General features: G+C 73.1%; 24 protein-coding genes. 22 read left to right on the top strand and 2 right to left on the bottom strand.

Translation table 11 applies throughout. The features are described 5' to 3' along the window. Nucleotides 1-35 precede the first annotated feature (35 nt). The 14 genes from metG (at nt 36) to K3554_RS13755 (ending at nt 11,927) form a co-directional block, all read left to right on the top strand. Nucleotides 36-1,748, top strand: a complete 1,713-nt coding sequence (gene metG / locus K3554_RS13820; protein WP_259941217.1) for a methionine--tRNA ligase — start codon at nt 36-38, stop codon at nt 1,746-1,748. Then, nucleotides 1,745-2,122, top strand: a complete 378-nt coding sequence (locus K3554_RS13815; protein WP_259941215.1) for a VOC family protein — start codon at nt 1,745-1,747, stop codon at nt 2,120-2,122. Before metG ends, K3554_RS13815 begins: the two co-directional genes overlap by 4 nt. A 179-nt stretch (nt 2,123-2,301) precedes the next feature. Beyond that, a complete protein-coding gene (locus K3554_RS13810; protein ID WP_259941213.1) occupies nt 2,302-3,390 on the top strand; it encodes a calcium-binding protein in 1,089 nt (362 codons plus the stop codon). A 63-nt stretch (nt 3,391-3,453) separates the two neighbouring features. Next, nucleotides 3,454-3,678 (top strand): DUF3072 domain-containing protein, encoded by a 225-nt coding sequence (locus K3554_RS13805; RefSeq protein ID WP_259941211.1) that lies wholly within the window; start codon nt 3,454-3,456, stop codon nt 3,676-3,678. A gap of 64 nt (nt 3,679-3,742) precedes the next feature. After that, nucleotides 3,743-4,684: an ACP S-malonyltransferase gene (gene fabD / locus K3554_RS13800; protein WP_259941209.1), complete on the top strand. Its 942-nt coding sequence runs from the start codon at nt 3,743-3,745 to the stop codon at nt 4,682-4,684. A gap of 2 nt (nt 4,685-4,686) precedes the next feature. Then, nucleotides 4,687-5,424: a 3-oxoacyl-[acyl-carrier-protein] reductase gene (fabG, locus tag K3554_RS13795; RefSeq protein ID WP_259941206.1), complete on the top strand. Its 738-nt coding sequence runs from the start codon at nt 4,687-4,689 to the stop codon at nt 5,422-5,424. Between the two features lie 134 nt (nt 5,425-5,558). After that, nucleotides 5,559-5,792 carry an acyl carrier protein gene (locus K3554_RS13790; RefSeq protein WP_259941203.1) on the top strand — a complete coding sequence of 78 codons (234 nt, stop codon included), beginning with the start codon at nt 5,559-5,561 and terminating at the stop codon, nt 5,790-5,792. 103 nt (nt 5,793-5,895) lie between these two features. Next, nucleotides 5,896-6,702, top strand: coding sequence for a glutamate racemase (locus K3554_RS13785; protein ID WP_259941200.1), 807 nt, complete (start codon nt 5,896-5,898; stop codon nt 6,700-6,702). Nucleotide 6,703: 1 nt separating this feature from the next. Beyond that, nucleotides 6,704-7,150 carry a cytochrome c maturation protein CcmE gene (gene ccmE, locus K3554_RS13780; protein ID WP_259941197.1) on the top strand — a complete coding sequence of 149 codons (447 nt, stop codon included), beginning with the start codon at nt 6,704-6,706 and terminating at the stop codon, nt 7,148-7,150. A 99-nt stretch (nt 7,151-7,249) separates the two neighbouring features. Beyond that, on the top strand, nt 7,250-7,861 hold the full coding sequence (locus K3554_RS13775) for a holin-associated N-acetylmuramidase (protein ID WP_259941194.1): 612 nt from the start codon (nt 7,250-7,252) through the stop codon (nt 7,859-7,861). After that, the gene (locus K3554_RS13770) at nt 7,861-8,340 is read left to right on the top strand and encodes a holin family protein (RefSeq protein WP_259941191.1); all 480 of its coding nucleotides are present in this window, start codon (nt 7,861-7,863) and stop codon (nt 8,338-8,340) included. Before K3554_RS13775 ends, K3554_RS13770 begins: the two co-directional genes overlap by 1 nt. 317 nt (nt 8,341-8,657) lie before the next feature. Then, on the top strand, nt 8,658-10,631 hold the full coding sequence (locus K3554_RS13765) for a heme lyase CcmF/NrfE family subunit (protein ID WP_259941188.1): 1,974 nt from the start codon (nt 8,658-8,660) through the stop codon (nt 10,629-10,631). After that, entirely contained in the window at nt 10,628-11,086 is a 459-nt protein-coding gene (locus K3554_RS13760; protein ID WP_259941186.1) for a cytochrome c-type biogenesis protein, read from the top strand. Before K3554_RS13765 ends, K3554_RS13760 begins: the two co-directional genes overlap by 4 nt. A gap of 64 nt (nt 11,087-11,150) precedes the next feature. Further along, the gene (locus K3554_RS13755; RefSeq protein ID WP_259941184.1) at nt 11,151-11,927 is read left to right on the top strand and encodes an enoyl-CoA hydratase-related protein; all 777 of its coding nucleotides are present in this window, start codon (nt 11,151-11,153) and stop codon (nt 11,925-11,927) included. Between the two features lie 5 nt (nt 11,928-11,932). Here the strand turns inward: K3554_RS13755 and K3554_RS13750 are convergent, their stop codons facing one another. Then, nucleotides 11,933-12,346: a hypothetical protein gene (locus tag K3554_RS13750; RefSeq protein ID WP_259941182.1), complete on the bottom strand. Its 414-nt coding sequence runs from the start codon at nt 12,344-12,346 to the stop codon at nt 11,933-11,935. 170 nt (nt 12,347-12,516) lie between these two features. Between K3554_RS13750 and fabF the strand changes: the two genes are divergently transcribed. Both fabF and mltG read left to right on the top strand, forming a co-directional pair. Continuing rightward, nucleotides 12,517-13,785 carry a beta-ketoacyl-ACP synthase II gene (fabF, locus tag K3554_RS13745; protein WP_259941180.1) on the top strand — a complete coding sequence of 423 codons (1,269 nt, stop codon included), beginning with the start codon at nt 12,517-12,519 and terminating at the stop codon, nt 13,783-13,785. 20 nt (nt 13,786-13,805) lie between these two features. Continuing rightward, on the top strand, nt 13,806-14,969 hold the full coding sequence (gene mltG, locus K3554_RS13740; protein ID WP_259941178.1) for an endolytic transglycosylase MltG: 1,164 nt from the start codon (nt 13,806-13,808) through the stop codon (nt 14,967-14,969). Nucleotides 14,970-15,045: 76 nt separating this feature from the next. Here the strand turns inward: mltG and K3554_RS13735 are convergent, their stop codons facing one another. Next, nucleotides 15,046-15,690 carry a DUF1236 domain-containing protein gene (locus K3554_RS13735; protein WP_259941177.1) on the bottom strand — a complete coding sequence of 215 codons (645 nt, stop codon included), beginning with the start codon at nt 15,688-15,690 and terminating at the stop codon, nt 15,046-15,048. A gap of 389 nt (nt 15,691-16,079) precedes the next feature. Here K3554_RS13735 and K3554_RS13730 point away from each other — a divergent pair, with 389 nt between their 5' ends. The 6 genes from K3554_RS13730 to K3554_RS13705 are packed head-to-tail and all read left to right on the top strand — an operon-like array spanning nt 16,080 to nt 20,863. Further along, nucleotides 16,080-16,439 carry a hypothetical protein gene (locus K3554_RS13730; RefSeq protein ID WP_259941175.1) on the top strand — a complete coding sequence of 120 codons (360 nt, stop codon included), beginning with the start codon at nt 16,080-16,082 and terminating at the stop codon, nt 16,437-16,439. Beyond that, nucleotides 16,366-17,694: a DNA-packaging protein gene (locus tag K3554_RS13725; RefSeq protein WP_259945963.1), complete on the top strand. Its 1,329-nt coding sequence runs from the start codon at nt 16,366-16,368 to the stop codon at nt 17,692-17,694. The genes K3554_RS13730 and K3554_RS13725 overlap by 74 nt, the downstream gene beginning before the upstream one ends. 56 nt (nt 17,695-17,750) lie before the next feature. Then, a complete protein-coding gene (locus K3554_RS13720; RefSeq protein ID WP_259941172.1) occupies nt 17,751-18,902 on the top strand; it encodes a phage portal protein in 1,152 nt (383 codons plus the stop codon). Then, nucleotides 18,899-19,132 (top strand): hypothetical protein, encoded by a 234-nt coding sequence (locus tag K3554_RS13715; protein ID WP_259941171.1) that lies wholly within the window; start codon nt 18,899-18,901, stop codon nt 19,130-19,132. Before K3554_RS13720 ends, K3554_RS13715 begins: the two co-directional genes overlap by 4 nt. Nucleotides 19,133-19,154: 22 nt before the next feature. Then, on the top strand, nt 19,155-19,679 hold the full coding sequence (locus tag K3554_RS13710) for an HK97 family phage prohead protease (RefSeq protein WP_259941169.1): 525 nt from the start codon (nt 19,155-19,157) through the stop codon (nt 19,677-19,679). A gap of 35 nt (nt 19,680-19,714) precedes the next feature. After that, nucleotides 19,715-20,863: a phage major capsid protein gene (locus tag K3554_RS13705; RefSeq protein ID WP_259941167.1), complete on the top strand. Its 1,149-nt coding sequence runs from the start codon at nt 19,715-19,717 to the stop codon at nt 20,861-20,863. The last annotated feature ends 35 nt before the right edge of the window (nt 20,864-20,898 follow it).

Raw genomic sequence — 20,898 nt, 5'->3', positions numbered from 1 at the left:
GCGCCGCTACATGCGCGCCGATCCAGGAGACCCCCATGCCCCGCACGCTCATCACCTCGGCGATCCCCTACATCAACGGGATCAAGCATCTCGGGAACCTCGTAGGGAGTCAGCTTCCCGCGGACCTCTACGCCCGCTGGTGCCGCCTGCGGGGCCACGAGGTGCTGTTCCTCTGCGCCACCGACGAGCACGGCACCCCCGCCGAGCTCGCCGCCGCCAAGGCCGGCAAGCCCGTGGCCGAGTACTGCGCCGAGATGTGGGCGGTGCAGCGGGACCTCGCCGAGGGCTTCCGCCTGAGCTTCGACCACTTCGGCCGCTCGTCGAGCCCGCAGAACCACCGCCTGACGCAGCACTTCGCGGGCAAGCTTCACGAGAACGGGCTGATCGAGGAGCGCACCGAGCGGCAGGTCTACTCGCACGCTGACGGCCGCTTCCTGCCCGACCGCTACGTCGAGGGCACCTGCCCGAACTGCGGCTACGAGCGTGCGCGCGGCGACCAGTGCGAGAACTGCACCAAGCAGCTCGATCCCACGGACCTGATCGACCCCCGCTCCGCCATCTCCGGCTCGACGGACCTCGAGCAGCGCGAGACCAAGCACCTCTACCTGCTGCAGTCGAAGCTCCGGGACGAATTGGACGCCTGGATCGACGCGCAGACCGACTGGCCGATCCTCACCACCTCGATCGCCAAGAAGTGGCTGCACGACGGCGACGGGCTGCAGGACCGGGGCATCACCCGCGACCTCGACTGGGGCATCCCCGTCAAGCGCGGCACCGAGGACTGGCCCGGCATGGAGGGCAAGGTCTTCTACGTCTGGTTCGACGCGCCCATCGAGTACATCGCCTGCGCCGCCGAATGGGTCGATGCGGGCAAGGGCACCGACTGGGAGCGGTGGTGGCGCACGGACCGGGGCGCCGAGGACGTCCGCTACGTGCAGTTCATGGGCAAGGACAACGTGCCGTTCCACACCCTCGGCTTCCCGGCCACGATCATCGGGTCGGGCGAGCCGTGGAAGCGCGTCGACTACCTCAAGGCGTTCAACTACCTGAACTACGACGGCGGCCAGTTCTCGACGAGCCAAGGCCGCGGCGTCTTCATGGACCAGGCCCTCTCGATCCTGCCGGCCGACTACTGGCGCTGGTGGCTGCTGAGCCACGCGCCCGAGAGCAACGACTCGGAGTTCACCTGGGAGGACTTCCAGCGCTCCGTGAACAAGGATCTCGCGGACGTGCTGGGCAACTTTGCCTCCCGCGTCACCAAGTTCTGCCGTTCCAAGTTCGGCGAGGAAGTCCCATCAGGCGGCGCGCCGGGCGAGGCGGAGCGTGCGCTGGCCGAGCGCATCGACGCCGGGCTGGCCAGGTATGCGGCCCACATGGACGCGATCGAGGTCCGCAAGGCCGCGGCCGAGCTGCGGGGCCTGTGGGTCATGGGCAACGAGTACCTGCAGGAGGCCGCGCCCTGGGCCGTGTTCAAGACCGACCCGGAGCGGGCCGCGATGCAGATCCGCACAGCCCTGAACCTCCTGCGCCTCCATGCGGCGATCTCCGCGCCGTTCATCCCCGACGCCTGCGAGGCCATCCTCGCGGCCCTGAAGCTGGAGCGTGCGCACATGCCCGCGGGCGCGGACGAAGCGCTCGCCGCGCTGCCCCCCGGCCACGCCTTCGCCGTCCCCGAGAACCTGTTCCGCAAGATCGAGGACGCCGAGCGCGCCGACTGGGAGACGCGCTTCGCCGGCACCCGCACGTGAGGCTCGGCCACGTCGCCCTCCTGGTGCCCGACTACGACGAGGCGCTCGCGTTCTTCGTGCACGGCCTCGGCTGGCGCTGCACCGCCGACGAGGCGCAGGGCGCGAAGCGCTGGGTCACGGTGGCGCCGCCCGGCGGGGGCGCGGGGCTGGTGCTCGCTCGCGCCGAGGGCGCGCAGGTTTCGGCGGTCGGCGCGCAGTTCGGGGGCAGGGTGGGGCTGTTCCTCCACGCGGACGACTTCGCGGCCGCCGCGCAGCTCATTGAGGCGGCGGGTGGCCGATTCGAGGAGGCGCCCCGCCACGAGCCCTACGGCACCGTCGCCGTCTGGCGCGACCCGTGGGGCAACCGCTGGGACCTCGTCTCGCCTGCCGATTGACCCCGGTCCGCGGACGATCCCGCCCGTCCGGGGGTCATCGTCCGCGGCCGCGGAACGCGGGGCGGCGCAGTCTTGACCGCACCGTCATCCTCGCGCCTCTTTCCCCGCAAGAGGGGTGGGGGAAAGGGCGGCCGAACGGCGCCCCGGTCCGCCCGAAACGGACCTGCGAGGACGGACCATTGCCCACATCGCTCATTCTGGCCGCGCTGTTCGCGGGCATTCTCGGCAGCTTCCTGATCGGCGACGACGATGATGCCCCCGCCGACGACGCTGCGCCCGATGCGGGACCGCCCGATCCGGTCGACGACCTCTCCGGCGGCGACGCCCTCGAGGACGATCCCGAAGTCCCCGAGGACGATCCGGACGCCGTCGAGGACGATCCCGATCCGGTGATCGACCTCTCGGGCGACGACACGCTGACTGGCGGACCCGGTGACGACCGTCTCGCGGGCGGCCCCGGGGACGACCTGCTGCGCGGCTTCGGGGGCGACGACCTCCTGTTCGGCGGCCCCGGCGAGGACACGATCGCCGGCGGCGACGGTGACGACGTCCTCGACGGCAACACCGAGGCCGACCGCCTGTTCGGACGGGGGGGCGACGACGTGCTCGGCGGCGGGGCCGGCGACGACCTCCTGGACGGCGGGGGCGGCGACGACGCACTGGCCGGCGGCACCGGGGCCGACACGCTGCTCGGAGGCGGCGGCGCCGACACGCTCGACGGCAACGGGGGCAACGACCGACTCGAAGGCGGCGACGGGGACGACGAGCTCGCCGGCGCCGCGGGGGCGGACGCGCTGTTCGGCGGCGACGGGGCGGACACGATCCTTGGCGGCGAGGGCGACGACCTGCTCGCGGGCGAGCGCGGCTCGGACCTGCTCGACGGCGGCGATGGCGACGACATCCTGAACGGCATCGAGGAGGTGGGCGATCTGTCCTTCACGAACGTGGCAGATGCCGGCGACACGCTGCGGGGCGGCGCGGGCGACGACCTTCTGCTCCTCGGCGACGACGACGTGGCTACCGGCGGCTCGGGCGCGGACACGTTCGTTGTTGGCGACTGGATCGAGGGCGACCGCACCGCCGTCGTGACCGACTTCGAGCCGTCGCGCGACGTGATCGAGATCCTCAGCCGCGACTTCGCCGACGCCGTGCTCGAGATCGTCGAGGAGGACGGCGACGCGCTCCTCATCCTCGACGGGCAGGAGGTCGTGCGCCTCGAGGGCGTTGATCGCTTCCCGGTCTCGGCGCTCCGGTTCGCGCCGCTCTGACGTCCGGTGGAACCGACCGGCGGGCGGAACGTTGTGCGAACATCTCCAACGAGGATTCGCATCATGGCCGACGAGATCACCGACACCCCCAAGCAGGACGCCCCCGGAAACGCCCAGAAGGATCCCGACAACTGGACCACGGGCGACGAGGCGATGACCGGGGCGCAGGCCTCCTACCTCAAGACCCTCTCCGAGGAGGCGGGCGAGGCGTTCGACCCCTCGCTGTCGAAGGCCGAGGCGTCGAAGCGCATCGACGCGCTGCAGGACAAGACCGGCCGCGGGAACTAGGCGGCCGCGTTGCCCGCCGGGCGAGGGCGCGCTAGGCCTCTTCCTGAATCATCAGGGGGGAGCCATGCGCGCTTTCGTGTTTCCGGGGCAGGGCGCCCAGACCGTCGGCATGGGCCGTGACCTGGCCGAGAGCTACCCCGCGGCCCGCGCCGTGTTCGACGCCGTGGACGAGGCGCTGGGCGAGAAGCTGAGCGCGCTGATCTGGGAGGGCGACGCGGAGACGCTCACCCTCACGCGCAACGCCCAGCCAGCGCTGATGGCGACCTCCATCGCCGCCCTGCGCGCGCTGGAGGCCGAGGGCGTCACCGTGGCCGATCACGCCGGCTACGTCGCGGGCCACTCGCTCGGCGAATACTCCGCGCTGGTCGCCGCCGGCACATTGGGCCTCGCCGACGCCGCCCGCCTCCTGCGCATCCGCGGCGAGGCCATGCAGGAAGCGGTTCCGGCCGGCGAGGGCGCCATGGCCGCGCTCCTCGGCCTCGACGTGGAGGCCGCGCGCGCCGTGGCCTCGGACGCCGCCGAGGGCGAGGTCTGCGAGGCCGCCAACGACAACGACCCCTCGCAGGTCGTGATCTCGGGCCACCGCGCCGCCGTGGAGCGCGCCGCCGCCCTCGCCAAGGAGCGGGGCGCCAAGCGCGCGGTGATGCTGCCCGTCTCCGCCCCGTTCCACTGCGCGCTGATGGAGCCCGCCGCGCGCCGCATGGCCGAGGCCCTGGGCGCGGTCGAGATGCGCGCCCCCGCCGTGCCGCTGGTGGCCAACGTCACCGCCGAGCCGGTCTCCGACCCCGCCGCGATCCGCGACCTCCTGGTCCGTCAGGTGACGGGCGCCGTGCGCTGGCGCGAGAGCGTCGCGCGGCTGGCCGCGGACGGCGTCACCGAGACCTGGGAGATCGGCGCGGGCAAGGCCCTGACCGGCATGATCCGCCGCATCGACCGCAGCCTCGCCACCCGCACGGTCGGCACCCCCCCCGAGGTGGCCGACGCCGCCGCCACGACGAAGGAATGAGCATGTTCGACCTCTCTGGAAAGTCCGCCCTCGTCACCGGCGCCTCGGGCGGCATCGGCGCCGAGATCGCCCGAACGCTCCACGCCGCGGGCGCCACCGTGGGCCTCTCGGGCACCCGCGAGGACCCGCTGCAGACCTTGGCCAAGGAGCTGGGCGAGCGCGCCCACGTGCTGCCCTGCAACCTCTCCGACGCGGACGCGGTCAACGCGCTGCCGAAACAGGCCGCCGAGGCGATGGGCGCGGTGGACATCCTCGTGAACAACGCCGGCGTCACCCGCGACAACCTCTTCATGCGCATGAGCGAGGAAGAGTGGTCCACGGTCATCGAGGTGAACCTCACGGCCGCGTTCCGCCTGTCGAAGGGCGTCCTGCGCGGCATGATGAAGAGCCGCTGGGGCCGGATCGTCAACGTCTCCTCGGTGGTGGGGGCGACCGGAAACCCGGGGCAGGGCAACTACGCGGCGTCCAAGGCCGGCCTCGTGGGCATGTCCAAGAGCCTCGCCTACGAGGTGGCGAGCCGGGGCATCACCGTGAACGCGGTCGCGCCGGGCTTCATCGCCACGGCCATGACCGACAAGCTCTCGGACGACCAGAAGGCGAAGATCGACGGCCAGATCCCGGCGGGTCGCATGGGGAAACCCGAGGAGGTGGCCGCCGCCGCGCTCTACCTCGCCAGCCCCGAGGCGGCCTACGTCACCGGCACCGTGCTGCATGTGAACGGCGGCCTCGCGATGCTCTAGGCGGCGTGCCCCGGGGGCGATCCGCGCCCCGGGCCTTTACGTTTGCCATCGCGGAAGCCCATGATATAGGGCGCCCACCGCGGCGCGAGCCGCCTACAGATAGCCCCGAGAGGGGCGGAACACGAGGGTATGACATGAGCGACATCGAGGACCGCGTCCGCAAGAAAGTCGTCGAGCATCTGGGCGTCGAAGAGGACAAGGTGACCGAGAACGCGTCGTTCATCGACGATCTGGGTGCCGACTCGCTGGACACCGTCGAGCTCGTGATGGCCTTCGAGGAAGAGTTCGGCATCGAGATTCCGGATGATGCCGCCGAGTCGATCCAGACCTTCGGCGACGCCGTGAAGTTCATCAAGGCGAACACCTGAGTTCCACGCTCGGACCGTTCCGAAGTCGCAGGGCGCCCCCCGGGGCGCCTTTCGCTTGTCCGCCGGCCCGCCTATCTAGGCACCGAGCAGCGGGAGCACCCCCATGAGCGTCGGCATCTTCGACAGCGGCCTCGGCGGCCTCACGGTCTGGAAGGCCGTACGCGCGCGGCTGCCCGAGCAGCCGCTGCTCTACTACGCCGACAGCGCCCACGCCCCCTACGGCGTGCGCGACGCCGAGGACATCCACGGCCTGACCAAGGCTGCCGTGGAGGCCATGTGGCGCGACGTGGACCTCGTGATCCTGGCCTGCAACACCGCCTCGGCCGCGGCCCTGCGCCGGATGCAGGAAGCGGGCGTGCCACCGGGCAAGCGCGTGCTCGGCGTGTTCGTGCCCCTGATCGAGGCGCTGACCGAGCGCGCCTGGGGCGACAACTCGCCCCCCCGCGAGGTGGCCGTGAACCAGGTCGCGCTCTTCGCCACGCCCGCGACCGTGGCCAGTCGCGCCTTCCAGCGCGAGCTGAGCTTCCGCGCCGTGGGCGTGGACGTGGAGGCGCAGGCCTGCGGCGGCGTGGTGGACGCCATCGAGGACGGCGACATGATCCTGGCCGAGGCGCTGGTGCGCTCCCACGTGGACGCCCTGCGCCGCAAGATGCCCAAACCCCAGGCGGCGATCCTGGGCTGCACCCACTACCCCTTGGTCCACGACGCGTTCCAGGCCGCGCTCGGCCCCGAGGTGACGGTGTACTCGCAGGCCGACATCGTGGCCGCCTCGCTGGCCGACTACCTGGAGCGGCGCCCCGAGTTCCGCGAGGGCGGGCGCGACGCGCTGGTGACCACGGGCGACCCGGACCGGGTGTCGTCGCGCGCGACCCAGTTCCTGCGCCGCCCCATGCGCTTCGAGGCCGCCTGAGATGCGCGGCCTCAAGAAGACACGCCGCATCCAGGTGATCGCCATCGCCGCGGTGCTCCTGGCCGGCTCCACCGCGCTGGTGGGCTGGGCCATGCGCGACGGCATCAACTTCTTCCGCGCGCCGAGCCAGGTGGCCGAGGCCCCGCCTCCGCCGACGGAGGTGTTCCGCATCGGCGGGCTGGTGGCCGAGGGCAGCCTCGTGCGCGGGCAGGGCACCGAGATCACGTTCCTCGTCACCGACGGCGGCGCCAGCGTGCCCGTGGCCTACACCGGCGTGCTGCCCGACCTCTTCGGCGAGGGCGAGGGCATGGTCGGCACGGGCCGCTACGTGGACGGCGTGTTCCAGGCCACCGAGATCCTCGCCCGCCACGACGAGACCTACATGCCCAAGGAGGTGATCGACGCGCTGAAGGAGCAGGGCGTCTACCAGGAGGCCTCGGACGGCTGACCGCGCGCCGCGCCTGCGTCCGCAACCTCCCGTTAATCCCCTGCCGGCGCCTTAACCGCTCGCCCCCAGCGTCCGCCCCTCGCAACCGAGGAGGCGCGCATGCAGACCATCCGTTCCATCGCCGAGGAGATCGTCGCCCGCGAGGGCGGCTACGTGGACGATCCGGACGATCCGGGCGGCGCCACGAACCACGGCGTCACGATTCACACCATGCGCCGGCTCGGGCTCGACCTCGACGGCGACGGGCGCGTCACGACGCGCGACGTGCGGCGGCTGGACCGCGAGCGCGCGGTGGAGATCTTCGTGGACCACTACTTCCACCGCGCCGGCATCGCCGCGCTGCCCGAGGCGCTCCACGCGTCGGTGTTCGACATGCAGGTGAACGCGGGCGCCAACGCGGTGAAGGTGCTGCAACGGCTGCTCTCGCGCATGGGCTGGCCCCTGCGCGCCGACGGGGTGATCGGCCCGCGCACCGTGGCCGCCGCACGCGCCGCCGCCGAGGCCGCGCCGGATCACCTCGCCGACGCCTACGCCATCGCCCGGCGCGACTACTACTACGCGCTGGCCGACCGGCGCCCGGCCTCGCGCAAGTACGCCCGCCGCCGCGACGGCGGCAAGGGCGGGTGGATCACGCGGGCCGAGGGCTTCATGGCCCCGCGCTACCGCTTGAGCGAGGCCGAGCACCGGGCGCGCTGCGCGGGGTGGGCGTGATGGGCGTCGGGACCGCGCTGGGCGCGGCGGGCCGCGTGCTGGAGGGGGCGCGGGGCGTGGCGCGGGTGTTCCGCGCCGACGCGAGCGAGGGCGCGGCGCTGCGCCATGCGGCGCGCGACGCGGCGCTCGCGCAGTTCGGCGCCGAGTTCGCCGGCCCCCGCGGGCGCTTCGACCGCGCCGTGGACGGGCTGAACCGCCTGCCGCGCCCGTTCCTGGCCTTCGGCACGTTCGGGCTGTTCGCCTACGCGATGGCGGATCCGGAGGGCTTTTCGGTGCGGATGCGGGGGCTCGCGGTGATCCCCGAGCCGCTTTGGTGGCTGCTCGGCGCGATCGTCGGCTTCTACTTCGGCGCGCGCGAGCTGCACCACCGGCGCGAGGAGCGCGTGCCGGTGGTGGTGGAGGGGCCGGTGCGGTCCGCGTGGCACCACGAGGACGCCGGCAACGCCGCGCTCGACGACTGGCAGGCCGGAAGGGACTGACGTGCCCGCGCCCCGGCCTCGCGCCGGGGCCTCGGCCCACCGCCGGCGCTTCGCTTCGCAGCGTCATCACTTCGTCGGCCCGAGGCCCCGGGTCGAGCCCGGGGCGCAAACTGCGAAACCAGCGCCCCACGCCCCGGCCTCGCGCCGGGGCCTCTGCCCGCCACCGGCGCTCCGCTCCGCCGTGTCATCGTTCCGTCAGCCGGAGGCCCCGGGTCGAGCCCGGGGCGGGGCGAGCGGGGCCGGCGCACCCCTCCCGCCCCCGTGATCCGTCGACGCACCCCGTTGGCCCGGAGGGGCCGTGCCCATATACCCCTCCCATGATCGTGGAACTCGGCCACTTCGCCCTCGTGCTCGCCTTCGCGGTGGCCTGCGCCCAGGCGGTGATTCCCATGCTCGGCGCCCACTGGCGCCTCGCCGGCTGGATGGCGCTCGCGCGGCCCGCCGCCGTCGCCCAGGCGCTGCTGGTGGGGTTCAGCTTCGCCGCGCTCACTTACGCCTTCGTCACCTCCGACTTTTCGCTGCGGCTCGTCACGCTGAACTCGCACACGGCCAAGCCGATGCTCTACAAGGTGTCGGGCGTGTGGGGGAACCACGAGGGCTCGCTGCTGCTCTGGGTGCTGATCCTGGCCCTGTTCGGGGCGGCGGCGGCGGTCTGGGGGCAGGGGCTGCGCGACACGCTGCGCGCCCGCGTGCTGGCGGTGCAGGCGAGCGTCGGCGTCGCCTTCTACGCCTTCATCCTGTTCACCTCGAACCCGTTCCTGCGCCTGCAGACCCCGCCCTTCGACGGCGAGGACTTGAACCCCCTCCTCCAGGACCCCGGCCTCGCGTTCCACCCGCCTTTCCTCTACCTCGGCTACGTCGGCCTGAGCATGGCGTTCTCCTTCGCCGTAGCCGCCCTGATCGAGGGGCGCGTGGACGCCGCCTGGGGCCGCTGGGTGCGGCCGTGGACCCTAGCCGCCTGGCTGTTCCTGACGATCGGCATCGCGCTGGGCTCCTGGTGGGCCTACTACGAGCTGGGCTGGGGCGGCTTCTGGTTCTGGGACCCGGTCGAGAACGCCAGCTTCATGCCGTGGCTGATCGCCGCCGCGCTCCTCCACTCCGCCATCGTGGTCGAGAAGCGCGAGGCGCTGAAGTCCTGGACCATCCTCCTCGCCATCCTCGCCTTCGGGTTCAGCCTCGTGGGCACCTTCATCGTCCGCTCCGGTGTGCTCACATCCGTCCACGCCTTCGCCAACGACCCCGAGCGCGGCGTGTTCATCCTCCTGATCCTCGGCGTCTTCACCGGCGGCGCGCTCTTGCTCTACGCGTGGCGGGCGCCGCAGATGCAGGCGCGCGGCGTGTTCGGCGTGGTCAGCCGCGAGAGCGCGCTGGTGGTCAACAACCTCCTGCTCGCGGTCTCGGCCTTCGTGGTCTTCGTGGGCACGGTCTGGCCCTTGGTGGCGGAGCTGGCCTTCGACCGCCAGCTCTCGGTCGGCCCGCCCTTCTTCAACGCCGCCTTCACGCCCTTCGTGGTGGCGTTGGCCGTGATCCTGCCCCTCGGCTCGATCCTCCCGTGGAAGCGCGGGCGCGCCGCGGGGCTGCGCGTGATGTGGCCGGCGCTCGCCCTCGCCCTGGCCGCACTGGCGCTGGCCTGGGCGGTAGGGACGGGGCGCTCGGCGGCCGGACCCCTGGGCGCAGGCCTCGGCGCGTGGCTCGTAGCGGCCAGCGTCATCGACCTCCTCACCCGCACGGGCCGTGGGCCGTGGGGCGCCCGCCTGCGCCGCCTCGTGCGGCTGCCGGGGGCGGACTGGGGCAAGGCGCTGGCCCATGCGGGCTTCGGCATCGTCGTCTTCGGCGTCTCCGCCCTGATCGCGTGGCAGGAGGAGGGCATCGCCGTGCTGCGCGAGGGCGAGAGCCTCTCCGTCGGCCGCTTCGAGGCCACGCTACTCGGCGTGGAGCGCGAGCAGGGGCCGAACTACGTCGCCACCGTCGCCACACTGCGCGTGTCCGAGGACGGCGCGCCGCTGGGCGTGCTGCGCCCCGAGAAGCGCCTCTACCCGGTGGCCCGCATGCCCACCACCGAGGCCGGCATCGACAGCGGCTTCACCCGCGACCTCTACGCCGTGGTGGGCGATCCGCAGGAGGGCGGCGGCTGGGCCATCCGCGTGTTCGTGAAGCCCTTCGCCAACTGGATCTGGGGCGGCGCGATCATCATGGCGCTGGGCGGCCTCCTGTCGCTGCTCGACCGCCGCTGGCGCGTGGGCGCGGCGGGGCGCAAGGCGCCGCGGGTCGTCGGAGTGCCCGCGGAATGAGGCGCCTCGCGCTCCTGCTCGCCCTCGTCGCCGCGCCCGCCTTGGCTGTCGAGCCGGACGAGGTGCTGGACGACCCCGCGCTGGAGGCCCGCGCGCGCGCCCTCAGCCAGGGGCTGCGCTGCCTCGTGTGCCGCAACGAGAGCATCGACGAGTCGAACGCCGGCATCGCCCGCGACCTGCGCCTCCTCGTGCGCGAGCGGCTGGAGCTGGGCGACGACGACGCGGCGGTGATCGACTACGTGGTGGCGCGCTACGGCGAGTACGTGCTGCTGGCGCCGCGCGCGGACGGCTCGAACCTCCTTCTCTGGGGCATGCCCCTGCTGCTGCTGCTGATCGGGGGCGGCTTCGCCGTCGCCGCCATCGCCCGCCAGCGCGGCACGCTGGGTGCGCTGAGCGCCGAGGAGGAGGCGCAGCTCGCCGAGCTCATGGACGGGGACGAGCCACGCGCGCCGTGACGCAGCGATCCGCTTCCCCCGGGGCGGGCGGCTGGTAGGGTCGGCGCCGAAAGGGAGGCGCCCCATGCAGTACGAGACCATCCGCCTGAGCGACCGCGACGGCGTCGCCGTGATCCAGTTCAACCGCCCCGAGGTGATGAACGCGCTCAACACGCAGATGCGGGCCGAGCTGCTCCATGCGGTGCGCGAGGCAGAGAAGACCGCACGCGTCCTGGTGATGACCGGCAAGGGCCGCGCCTTCTGCTCGGGGCAGGACCTCGGCGACCGGGCCAACGCCGCCAACCTCAACCTCGAGCGGGTGCTGCGCGACGAGTACGAGCCGATGCTGATGGCGATCTACGAGTGCGCGATCCCCACCATCTCGGCCGTGAACGGTCCGGCGGCGGGCGCGGGCGCGAACCTCGCGTTGGCCGCCGACGTGGTGATCGCCGCCGAGTCGGCGGTGTTCCTGCAGGCCTTCACGCGGATCGGCCTGATCCCCGATGCGGGCGGCACCTACTGGCTGCCGCGGCAGGTGGGAGCCGCCAAGGCCATGGGCGCGGCCCTCTTCGCCGAGCCGGTGACGGCGAAGCAGGCCAGCGACTGGGGCATGATCTGGGAGGCGGTGGCGGACGCCGACTTCGAGGATCGCTGGCAGTCGCGGGCCGCCCATCTCGCCAACGGGCCGACGGCGGCCTACCGCGCGGTCAAGGAGGCGATCCGGGGCAGCTTCGACAACGACCTGCCGCAGCAGCTCGGGCTCGAGGCGCGGCTGCAGGGGCGGATGGGTAAGACCCGCGACTTCAAGGAGGGCGTGATGGCCTTCCTTGAGAAGCGGGCCGCCCAGTTCGAGGGGCGGTAGCGGGCCTAGCAGCCCATGTGGCTGTCGCCGTCTGCGTAGTCGACGTTGATGTGGGTGGGCTGGCTGCGCGGACCGCAGACGAAGACCAGCACGTAGTGGGGGCCCGGCGAGAGGATGGCCTGCTCCATCGGCCCGAAGCGCCGCCCGCGGGCGTAGAGCGCGGGGATCTGCGCGCGCAGGTCGGGGTTCGCGAAGAACGGGTCGGAATGGTCGCCCTCGTGGCGGATGCCGAAGCGGTGGAAGTTGGCGCGGTCCTGCTGGATCACGGCCGCCGGGTCCGCGAGGCGGGCGCCGCGGGAGTTGCGCCGGTCCTCGTCGCCGATCGTGGCGTAGTAGGAGGCCATGACCTGCGCGGGCGCGGCGGCGGGCGCGAGAGCCGTGGCGAGGGTCAGGGTGGCGAGGGTGAGGGCGGTCTTCATTGCGGGCCTCCGGACTGTGGCGGCCGCACGATACCATGGACCCGGCCCCCGCGGCGTCCCCCCCAGAAGGGGTAGCCTCCGGGTCGCACCGGCGGCGCCGGTGCGCCTCGCCTTGCCCCCGGGCGGCGTCGCGGGATAATGGCCCGCAACGTCCGAGGGAAGGAACCGCCATGCGCCGCGTCGTCGTCACGGGACTGGGATTGGTCACGCCGCTGGCCTGCGGCGTCGAGGAGACGTGGCGGCGCCTGATCGAGGGGCAGTCGGGGGCAGGGACCATCACTCGCTTCGACGCCTCGCACCTCGCCACGGACTACGCCTGCGAGGTGCCGCGCGGCGACGGCTCGGACGGCACCTTCAACCCCGACGACTGGATGGAGCCGAAGGAGGCCCGCAAGGTCGACGAGTTCATCCTCTACGGCGTCGCTGCCGCCGAGCAGGCGATCCGGGATGCCGGCTGGGAGAAACCTTCCGAGGAGGAGAAGCTGCGCACCGGCGTGATGCTGGGCTCCGGCATCGGCGGGCTGAAGTCGATCGCCGACACGGCCGTCCTGCTGAAGGAGCGCGGGCCGCGGCGGGTGTCGCCGTTCTTCATCCCGTCCGCCCTCATCAACCTCGCCTCGGGGCAGGTCTCGATCCGCCACGGCTACCGGGGGCCGAACCACGCGCCCGTCACCGCCTGTTCCACCGGCGCGCACGCCATCGGCGACGCGTCGCGGCTGATCATGCTCGGGGACGCGGACGTGATGATCGCGGGCGGCGCCGAGAGTCCGATCTGCGAGATCGGCATCGCCGGCTTCAACGCCTGCAAGGCGCTCTCCACCACGCGCTCCGACGCGCCCGAGACGGCCTCGCGCCCCTGGGACGCGAACCGCGACGGTTTCGTGATGGGCGAGGGCGCGGGCGTGGTCGTGCTGGAGGAGCTGGAGCACGCGAGGGCGCGCGGCGCGCACATCTACGCCGAGGTGCGCGGCTACGGCCTGTCGGGCGACGCCCACCACATCACCGCCCCGCCACCCGACCACGAGGGCGCCGAGCGGGCGATGCGCGCAGCCCTCAAGTGGGCGGGCCTCGACGGCAGCCACGTGGACTACGTGAACGCCCACGGCACCTCGACCATGGCCGACACCATCGAGCTGGGCGCCGTGGAGCGGGTCCTGGGCGATCACGCCGAGGGCACCACGATGTCGTCCACCAAGTCGGCGATCGGGCACCTGCTAGGCGCGGCGGGCAGCGTGGAGGCGATCTTCTGCGTGCTGGCGATGCGCGACGGGGTGGCGCCGCCGACGCTGAACCTCGACGACCCGGCGCCCGAGGCGGCGGCGACCAAGATCAGCCTCGCGCCGAAGGCCGCCGAGCGCAGGACCATCGACGTGGCGCTCTCGAACTCGTTCGGGTTCGGGGGTACGAACGCCTCTCTCGTCATGAGCAAACTGGACTAACTTCGGGGTGGAAGCCACTGATGTGGAAGCATATCGCAGCCAACGCGCTTACCTTGGGCGTGGTGCTCGTCGCCGCCGTGGCGATCGCCGTGCAGCTGGGCAAGGGCGAGTGGGCCGGACCCGGCCCGCTGGAGGAGGCGCGCTTCTTCGAGGTGCCGCGCGGCGCGAGCCTGCGCGCGGTCTCGCGGCAGTTGGCGGAGGAGGGGATCGTGTCGTCGGACGCGATCTTCCGCGTCGGCGCGGAGTACACCGAACGGGGCCGTGACCTGAAGTTCGGCACCTACGAGATCCCGCCCGGCGCCACGATGCCCGAGGTGCTGGATATCCTGACCTCGGGAGGGCCGAGCGTGTTCCCCTACACCGTGACCGCGCTGCTGCGCGCGCGGGGCCCGGAGCTGCGGGTGCGCGAGCGGGTACCGGGTGAGGCCGTGCCGGTGGAGGTCGCCACCTTCGACCCCACCGCCGAGGAGACGCCCGAGGCCTACCGCGCCCTGGTCGAGAGCGGCGAGCCGATCACCTGGCGGGTGGCCGTGCCTCCGGGGCTGACCTCATGGGAGATCGCCACGGGGCTGGAGGCGCTGGACTTCCTGGAGGGCACGATCGAGGGCACGCCGCCCGAGGGGATGCTGGCGCCCGACACCTACGAGGTGTCGAAGGGATCGGACCGCGCCGCGCTGATCGCGCAGATGCGCGAGGCGCAGGAGCGTGTCCTCGCCGAGGAGTGGGCCGACCGCGCGCCGGGCGTGCCCTATACCACGCCCGAGGAGGCGCTGATCATGGCCTCGATCGTCGAGAAGGAGACGGGCGTGGCCTCGGAGCGCGACGTGGTGGCCGCCGTCTTCACGAACCGGCTGGAGCGCGGCATGCGCCTGCAGACCGACCCCACGGTGATCTACGGCGTGACGAACGGCGAGGGCGGACCCCTCGGGCGGGGCCTGCGGCGCAGCGAGCTGGACCGGCCGACGCCCTACAATACCTACCAGATCGACGGGCTGCCGCCGGGCCCCATTGCCAATCCGGGCCGCGAGGCGATCCGCGCGGCGCTGAACCCGGCCGAGACGGAGTTCGTGTACTTCGTGGCCGACGGCACCGGGGGGCACGCGTTCGCCGAGACGCTGGACGAGCACAACCGCAACGTCGCCGCGTGGCGGCGCATCGAGGCCGAGGCGGCGTCCTCGAACTGACGGCGCGGGCCGGACACGGAAACGCAGAAAGGGCGGCCCCGCGGGGCCGCCCTTCCTCCGTCCGGTCCGCCGGCGATCAGCGGACGATGTAAACGATCTTGCGCTCGTTCGGCTCCACGAGGACGGGCTGGCCGTTCAGGTAGAGGTACGAGAACTCGGTGTCGGGCACGGTCTGCAGCTCGACCTCGGCGGGGATCGTCGCGCCGACGATGGGCTCGCCTTGGATGAAGATCGGCTCCACGGGGTTCTCGCGCACGAAGGAGACGGTCTCGGGCTCGGGGTCGGCGCCCGCGCCGAGCAGCGAGCCGATCACCGCGCCGCCGGCGATCGCGGCCGGGCCGCCGATGGCCGCCGAGGCGAGCGCCGCGCCGGACAGGCCGCCGAGCAGGGCGTCCGCGCCGGTGTCGTCGTAAGTCACGGTCTCGATCTCCACCGTCGATTCGGGAAGCACCACGAGGGTCTCTTCCTGCTGCACGGCGAGGTAGGGCGCGTAGGCGTAGCCGGTCATGTCCTCGTAGGTGACCTCGCACCAGTCGCGGGCCTCGGTGCAGCCGACGACCTCGACCTGCGCCTCGGCGGGCAGGACGCCGTCGATGCGGTAGTTCGAGCCGGGGCCGGCGCGCAGGTTCAGGTCGGTGGCGACGGTGGCCGTGGCGGCGAAGGCGGGAGCCGCGAGCGCGAAGGTGGCGGCGGCGATGATGGTGGTGTTGCGGAAGTTCATTAAGTCCTCCTCGGGCAAAGCCCGAACTGCTTGGACGGGTGCGATCCGTCCGGGTTGAGTGCGCGGGGCCGGTGCGGGGCCGGCTCCGATGTGGTCGCGGCAATGCAACGGCGCGGTGGCGGCTTGGTTGCGGGACGGGGGCGCCGCGGGCGGAGATTGGCCGAGCGGGGAACGCGGATACGCGAACGGGCGCCGATGGGAAAACTTCGTGCTTTTCCGGGCACTTGAAAGAAATCTTGCGAGGGAACGATTCCGCGCTTGACCGGAGCGCGCGCTCCCGGAGACCTTTCAGGCAAGCTGGAAGAAATGGGCGGGCGGTCCGGGGTCGAGAGACCCCGCGGCCGCCCTCTCCTTGCCGCCCGTGCGCCAACGGCACGGGGACTTTCGACATGGCGGACCACGAGAACGACGGCGGGATCCCTTACGATCCCGCGCGTCACGAGGCGTGCGCGGCGGATGCGCTCGCCGCCCTGGAGGCGTCGCGCGTCGCGCTGCGCCGACAGCTTCTGAAGCTGAAGGCGATGGAGCCCACGGAGGGCGACCCGGACCGCCTGAGCAAGCTGCAGGCGGACGTGGCCCGGGCGCTGAGCCGCGCGGCCGAGTTGGAGGACAAGGCCCATGACGCACGGTGCAAGCGCGACCGCGGTGGAGGCATCGACCTCGGAGCCGCCGCCGCTGAGGTGCGCCGCCGGCTGGCTCGCCTCCGGGGGGCCGGAGGCGGCGGACCGCCTTCTGGCGGGACTGAGTGACAACGCGCTCGCGGCGTTGCCGTGGCTGTGGCCCTTCTGGGCCATGGCGCATCAGCTGCCGCCCGATGGGGCGTGGCGCACCTGGGTGGTGCTGGGCGGGCGCGGGGCCGGCAAGACGCGGGCGGGCGCCGAGTGGGTGCGCGGCATGGTCGAGGGGGACCGCCCCCTCGATCCGGGCCGGGCGCGGCGCGTGGCGCTGGTGGGCGAGACCTACGAGCAGGCGGTGCGCGTGATGATCGAGGGCGAGAGCGGGCTCCTGGCCTGCTCGCCGCCCGACCGCCGCCCGGAGTGGAAGGCGACGGCGCGCAAGCTGGTCTGGCCGAACGGGGCCGAGGCGTGGGTCTACTCGGCGCACGACCCGGAAGCTCTGCGGGGGCCGCAGTTCGACGCGGCCTGGTGCGACGAGCTGGCGAAGTGGCCCAAGGCCGCGGCGGCTTGGGCGCAGCTGCGGTTCTGCCTGCGGCTGGGCGACGACCCGCGGGCCGTGGTGACGACGACGCCGCGCAACGTGGCGGTGCTCCGCGATCTCCTGGCGGCGCCGGACACGGTGCGGACACACGCGCCGACCGACGCCAACCGGGCGTGGCTGGCCCCCGGCTTCGTGGAAACGGTGCGGCGCCAGTACGGCGGCACCCGCTTCGGCCGGCAGGAGCTGGACGGCGAGCTCCTGGAGGAGGTCGAGGGCGCGTTCTGGAGCCTCCGGCAGCTCGACGGGCTGCGGGGCGAGGCGCCGGAGGACTTCGAGCGGGTGGTGATCGGCGTGGACCCGGCGGTGACGGGCGGCGCGGGGTCGGATGCGACGGGCATCGTGGTGGTGGGCGTGGAGCGCACCCCGGAGGGACGCCGGGCCTGGGTGCTGGAGGACGCCACGGTCGCGGGGCGGCCCGCGGTGTGGGCCGACGCGGTGGCCGCGGCCTCGCGGCGCTGGGGCGCGGACCGGGTGGTGGCGGAAGGCAACCAGGGCGGCGAGCTGATCGAGCAGGTGCTCCGGCAGGTGGCGCCGGACCTGAGCTACCGGCGCGTGACGGCGCGGCGGTCGAAGGGGGCGCGGGCCGAGCCGGTGAGCGCTCTCTACGAGCAGGGGCGGGTGCGGCACGCGGGGACGTTCCGGGCGTTGGAGGACGAGATGGCGGCGATGACGGCGCGGGGCTTTCGCGGCGCGGGCTCGCCCGACCGGGTGGACGCGCTGGTCTGGGCGCTCTGGGCGGCGCTGATCGAGCCGGCGCGGGCGGGGCCGACGATCCGCCATCTCTGACGGGACCGGGGGCCTTCGCGGCCCCCTCTTCTTTGGGCGGCACGGGAGGACGGACGATGTTCGGATGGGGCAGCAAGGCGGAGGCGGCGGCGCCGGAGCGCAAGCGCAGCGCGGCGGGGCGCGTGGCGGCGTGGGGCGCGTCGGGGCGGCCGGTGTGGTCGGCGCGCGACACGGGGACCCTGATGCGGCTGGGGTTCCAGACCAACCCGGTGGGCCACCGCTGCGTGAAGCTGATCGCCGAGGCGGCCGCGGCCGTGCCGGTGGCCGTCGCCGGGCGCGAGGGGCGCTTCGCGGTGCATCCCGTTCTGGACCGGCTGGAGCGGCCCAACCCGGCGCAGGGACGCACCGAGTTCCTGGAGGCGTGCTACGGGCAGCTCCTCTTGACGGGCAACGCCTACGTGGAGGCGGTGGGGCCGGGCGGCTGGCCCGACGAGCTGCACGTGCTGCGCTCGGACCGGATGTCGGTGGTGCCCGGCGCGGACGGCTGGCCGGTGGGCTACGACTACGCGATGGGCGGGCGCACGCACCGCTTCCGGGTGGGCGAGGTGTCGCCCGTAGCGCACCTGCGGTTCTTCCACCCCTCGGACGACCACTACGGGCTGTCGCCCATGACGGCCGCCGCCGGCGCGGTGGACGTGCACAACGCGGCCTCGGCGTGGTCGAAGGCGCTGCTGGACAACGCGGCGCGGCCCTCGGGGGCGATCGTGAACGGCGGCGAGGAGATGTCGGCCGAGCAGTTCGACCGCCTGAGCGCGGAGCTGGAGGCGAGCCACCAGGGCGCGCGCAACGCGGGGCGCCCGATGCTGCTGGACGGGGGGCTGGACTGGAAGCCGATGGGCTTCTCGCCGTCGGACATGGAGTTCCAGCGCACCAAGGAGGCGGCGGCGCGCGAGATCGCCACGGCCTTCGGGGTGCCGCCGATGATGCTGGGGATCCCGGGGGACGCCACCTACGCCAACTACGCCGAGGCCAACCGCGCCTTCTACCGCCTGACCGTGCTGCCCCTGGTGGGGCGCGTCTGCGAGGGGCTGGGCGCTTGGCTGGCCGACCACGGCGGCGAGCGCATCCGGCTGGAGGCCGACCGCGACCGCGTCCCGGCGCTGCAGTCGGAGCGCGACGGCGAGTGGCGGCGGATCGGCGAGGCGGCGTTCCTGTCCGACGCCGAGAAGCGGGCGATGCTGGGCCTGCCGCCTGCCGGGGACGCATGAGCGGCGAGGGCCGCACCGGCTCGCGCTTCCTCTACGCGCCGTTCGACGCGGCCAACGCCCGGATCGAGGCCAACGAGCGGGTGATGGACGAGCGCTGGGACGCGCTCGCCTTCCGGCTCCGGGGCATCGAGGTGGCGCTGGAGCGGCTGGAGCGGCGGCTGTGGCTGGCGGTCATGGGGGTCGTGGGCGCGATCCTCGCGCAGGGCGTGAAGCTGCTGCTGGCAATCTGATCTGGAGCGAAAGGAGGCCCCCATGGAGGGCTTGGAACGCAAGGCCGCGGCGGCGGAAGCGCTGCGTCTGGAGGAGGGCGCGCGCATCTCGGGCTACGCCTCGCTGTTCGGCGTCGAGGACGACGGGCGCGACGTGGTGGAGCCGGGCGCCTACTGCGACTGCTTGGCGCGCCTCCACGCCGAGGGCGGGCGGGTGCGGATGCTCTGGCAGCACGATCCCTCGCGCGTGATCGGCGTATGGGACGAGGTGCGCGAGGACGGGCGCGGCCTCTTCGTCCGGGGGCGGCTTCTGCGGGACGTGGCGCTGGGCCGCGAGGCGGCGGCGCTGGTCGAGGCCGGCGCGCTGGACGGGCTGTCGATCGGCTACCGGGTGAAGCGCGCCACGCGCGACGCCGAAGGCCGGCGGCGGCTGCACGAGCTGGAGCTGTGGGAGGTGTCGCTGGTGACCTTCCCGATGCTCCCTGACGCGCGGGTGGGCCGCAAGGCCCGCGCCCGCGACCTGGCGCGCGCGCTGCGCGAGGCGCGCCGCGAACTGGCCGCCCTGTGAGGCGCGCCCCCCACCACCGGAAGAGGAGATCGGCCATGGCCGAAGACGGCATCGGCGAGGTCGCCGAGGCGCTGACGGGGCTCGTCGGCGACGTAGGGCGCTTCCAGCGCCGCATCGAGGAACGCATGGAACAGCAGGAAGAACGCATCCGCATGAATACCAAGCACGCCCGCCCGCCCCTGGACTCCGCCGCCGCCGCCGCCGGCGCCCCCCACGCCGAGGCGATGGGCAGCTACCTGCGCTCGGGCGACGACGACGGGCTGCGCTCCCTCAGCCTCGAGGGCAAGGCGATGAACACCGCCGTGTCCGCCGACGGGGGCTACCTAGTGGATCCGCAGACCGCTGAGACGGTCTCCACGGTGCTGCGCTCGGCCGCCTCGATCCGTTCGGTGGCGTCGGTGGTGAACGTGGAGGCGACCTCCTACGACGTGCTGGTGGACCACGCCGACATCGGTGCGGGCTGGGCCACGGAGACGGCCGCGGCGGGCGAGACCGCGAGCCCGCAGTTCGACCGCATCTCGATCCCGCTCCATGAGCTGGCGGCGATGCCCAAGGCCTCGCAGCGGTTGCTCGACGACGCGGCCTTCGACGTGGAGACGTGGCTCGCGCGGCGCATCGCCGACAAGTTCGCGCGTGCCGAGGCGCAGGCCTTCGTGGCGGGCGACGGCTCCGACAAGCCGCGCGGCTTCCTGACCTACACCGCCGTGGACGACGCCTCGTGGACGTGGGGCAACCTCGGCACCGTGCCCTCGGGCGCGGCGGCGGACTTCTCGGAGACCGACCCGGCGGCGGCGCTGGTGGACCTCGTCTACGCGCTGGGCGCGCGCTACCGGGCCAACGCCACCTTCGTGATGAACTCCAAGACCGCCGGTGCGGTGCGCAAGATGAAGGACGCCGACGGGCGGTTCCTGTGGTCCGACAGCCTGGCGGCGGGCCAGCCCGCGCAGCTCATGGGCTACCCGGTGCTGATCTCCGAGGACATGCCCGACATCGCCGCGGGCGCGCTGGCGATCGCCTTCGGCGACTTCCGCGCGGGCTACACGATCGCGGAGCGGCCCGACCTGCGGGTGCTGCGCGACCCGTTCTCGGCCAAGCCGCACGTGTTGTTCTACGCCACCAAGCGCGTGGGCGGCGACGTGACCGACTTCGCGGCGATCAAGCTCCTGCGGATCGCCGCGAGCTGACCCGTCCCGGCCGGTCCCCGGGTCGGGGGACCGGC

This window comes from Jannaschia sp. W003 (assembly GCF_025144335.1).
GTDB lineage: Bacteria > Pseudomonadota > Alphaproteobacteria > Rhodobacterales > Rhodobacteraceae > Jannaschia.
Note: the sequence above shows the minus strand (reverse complement) of the source record. Positions and strands in the feature narration are given on the sequence as shown.

What these genes read in the sequence shown, in the direction of transcription:
- fabD (WP_259941209.1), top strand. Translation starts at nt 3,743, where the DNA reads ATGCGCGCTTTCGTGTTTCCGGGGCAGGGCGCCCAGACCGTCGGCATG.
- K3554_RS13765 (WP_259941188.1), top strand. Translation starts at nt 8,658, where the DNA reads ATGATCGTGGAACTCGGCCACTTCGCCCTCGTGCTCGCCTTCGCGGTG.
- K3554_RS13735 (WP_259941177.1), bottom strand. Translation starts at nt 15,690, where the DNA reads ATGAACTTCCGCAACACCACCATCATCGCCGCCGCCACCTTCGCGCTC.
- K3554_RS13785 (WP_259941200.1), top strand. Translation starts at nt 5,896, where the DNA reads ATGAGCGTCGGCATCTTCGACAGCGGCCTCGGCGGCCTCACGGTCTGG.
- K3554_RS13730 (WP_259941175.1), top strand. Translation starts at nt 16,080, where the DNA reads ATGGCGGACCACGAGAACGACGGCGGGATCCCTTACGATCCCGCGCGT.
- mltG (WP_259941178.1), top strand. Translation starts at nt 13,806, where the DNA reads ATGTGGAAGCATATCGCAGCCAACGCGCTTACCTTGGGCGTGGTGCTC.
- K3554_RS13790 (WP_259941203.1), top strand. Translation starts at nt 5,559, where the DNA reads ATGAGCGACATCGAGGACCGCGTCCGCAAGAAAGTCGTCGAGCATCTG.
- ccmE (WP_259941197.1), top strand. Translation starts at nt 6,704, where the DNA reads ATGCGCGGCCTCAAGAAGACACGCCGCATCCAGGTGATCGCCATCGCC.
- K3554_RS13805 (WP_259941211.1), top strand. Translation starts at nt 3,454, where the DNA reads ATGGCCGACGAGATCACCGACACCCCCAAGCAGGACGCCCCCGGAAAC.
- K3554_RS13715 (WP_259941171.1), top strand. Translation starts at nt 18,899, where the DNA reads ATGAGCGGCGAGGGCCGCACCGGCTCGCGCTTCCTCTACGCGCCGTTC.
- K3554_RS13755 (WP_259941184.1), top strand. Translation starts at nt 11,151, where the DNA reads ATGCAGTACGAGACCATCCGCCTGAGCGACCGCGACGGCGTCGCCGTG.
- K3554_RS13710 (WP_259941169.1), top strand. Translation starts at nt 19,155, where the DNA reads ATGGAGGGCTTGGAACGCAAGGCCGCGGCGGCGGAAGCGCTGCGTCTG.
- K3554_RS13705 (WP_259941167.1), top strand. Translation starts at nt 19,715, where the DNA reads ATGGCCGAAGACGGCATCGGCGAGGTCGCCGAGGCGCTGACGGGGCTC.
- K3554_RS13770 (WP_259941191.1), top strand. Translation starts at nt 7,861, where the DNA reads ATGGGCGTCGGGACCGCGCTGGGCGCGGCGGGCCGCGTGCTGGAGGGG.
- fabG (WP_259941206.1), top strand. Translation starts at nt 4,687, where the DNA reads ATGTTCGACCTCTCTGGAAAGTCCGCCCTCGTCACCGGCGCCTCGGGC.
- metG (WP_259941217.1), top strand. Translation starts at nt 36, where the DNA reads ATGCCCCGCACGCTCATCACCTCGGCGATCCCCTACATCAACGGGATC.
- K3554_RS13720 (WP_259941172.1), top strand. Translation starts at nt 17,751, where the DNA reads ATGTTCGGATGGGGCAGCAAGGCGGAGGCGGCGGCGCCGGAGCGCAAG.
- K3554_RS13760 (WP_259941186.1), top strand. Translation starts at nt 10,628, where the DNA reads ATGAGGCGCCTCGCGCTCCTGCTCGCCCTCGTCGCCGCGCCCGCCTTG.
- K3554_RS13775 (WP_259941194.1), top strand. Translation starts at nt 7,250, where the DNA reads ATGCAGACCATCCGTTCCATCGCCGAGGAGATCGTCGCCCGCGAGGGC.
- K3554_RS13750 (WP_259941182.1), bottom strand. Translation starts at nt 12,346, where the DNA reads ATGAAGACCGCCCTCACCCTCGCCACCCTGACCCTCGCCACGGCTCTC.
- fabF (WP_259941180.1), top strand. Translation starts at nt 12,517, where the DNA reads ATGCGCCGCGTCGTCGTCACGGGACTGGGATTGGTCACGCCGCTGGCC.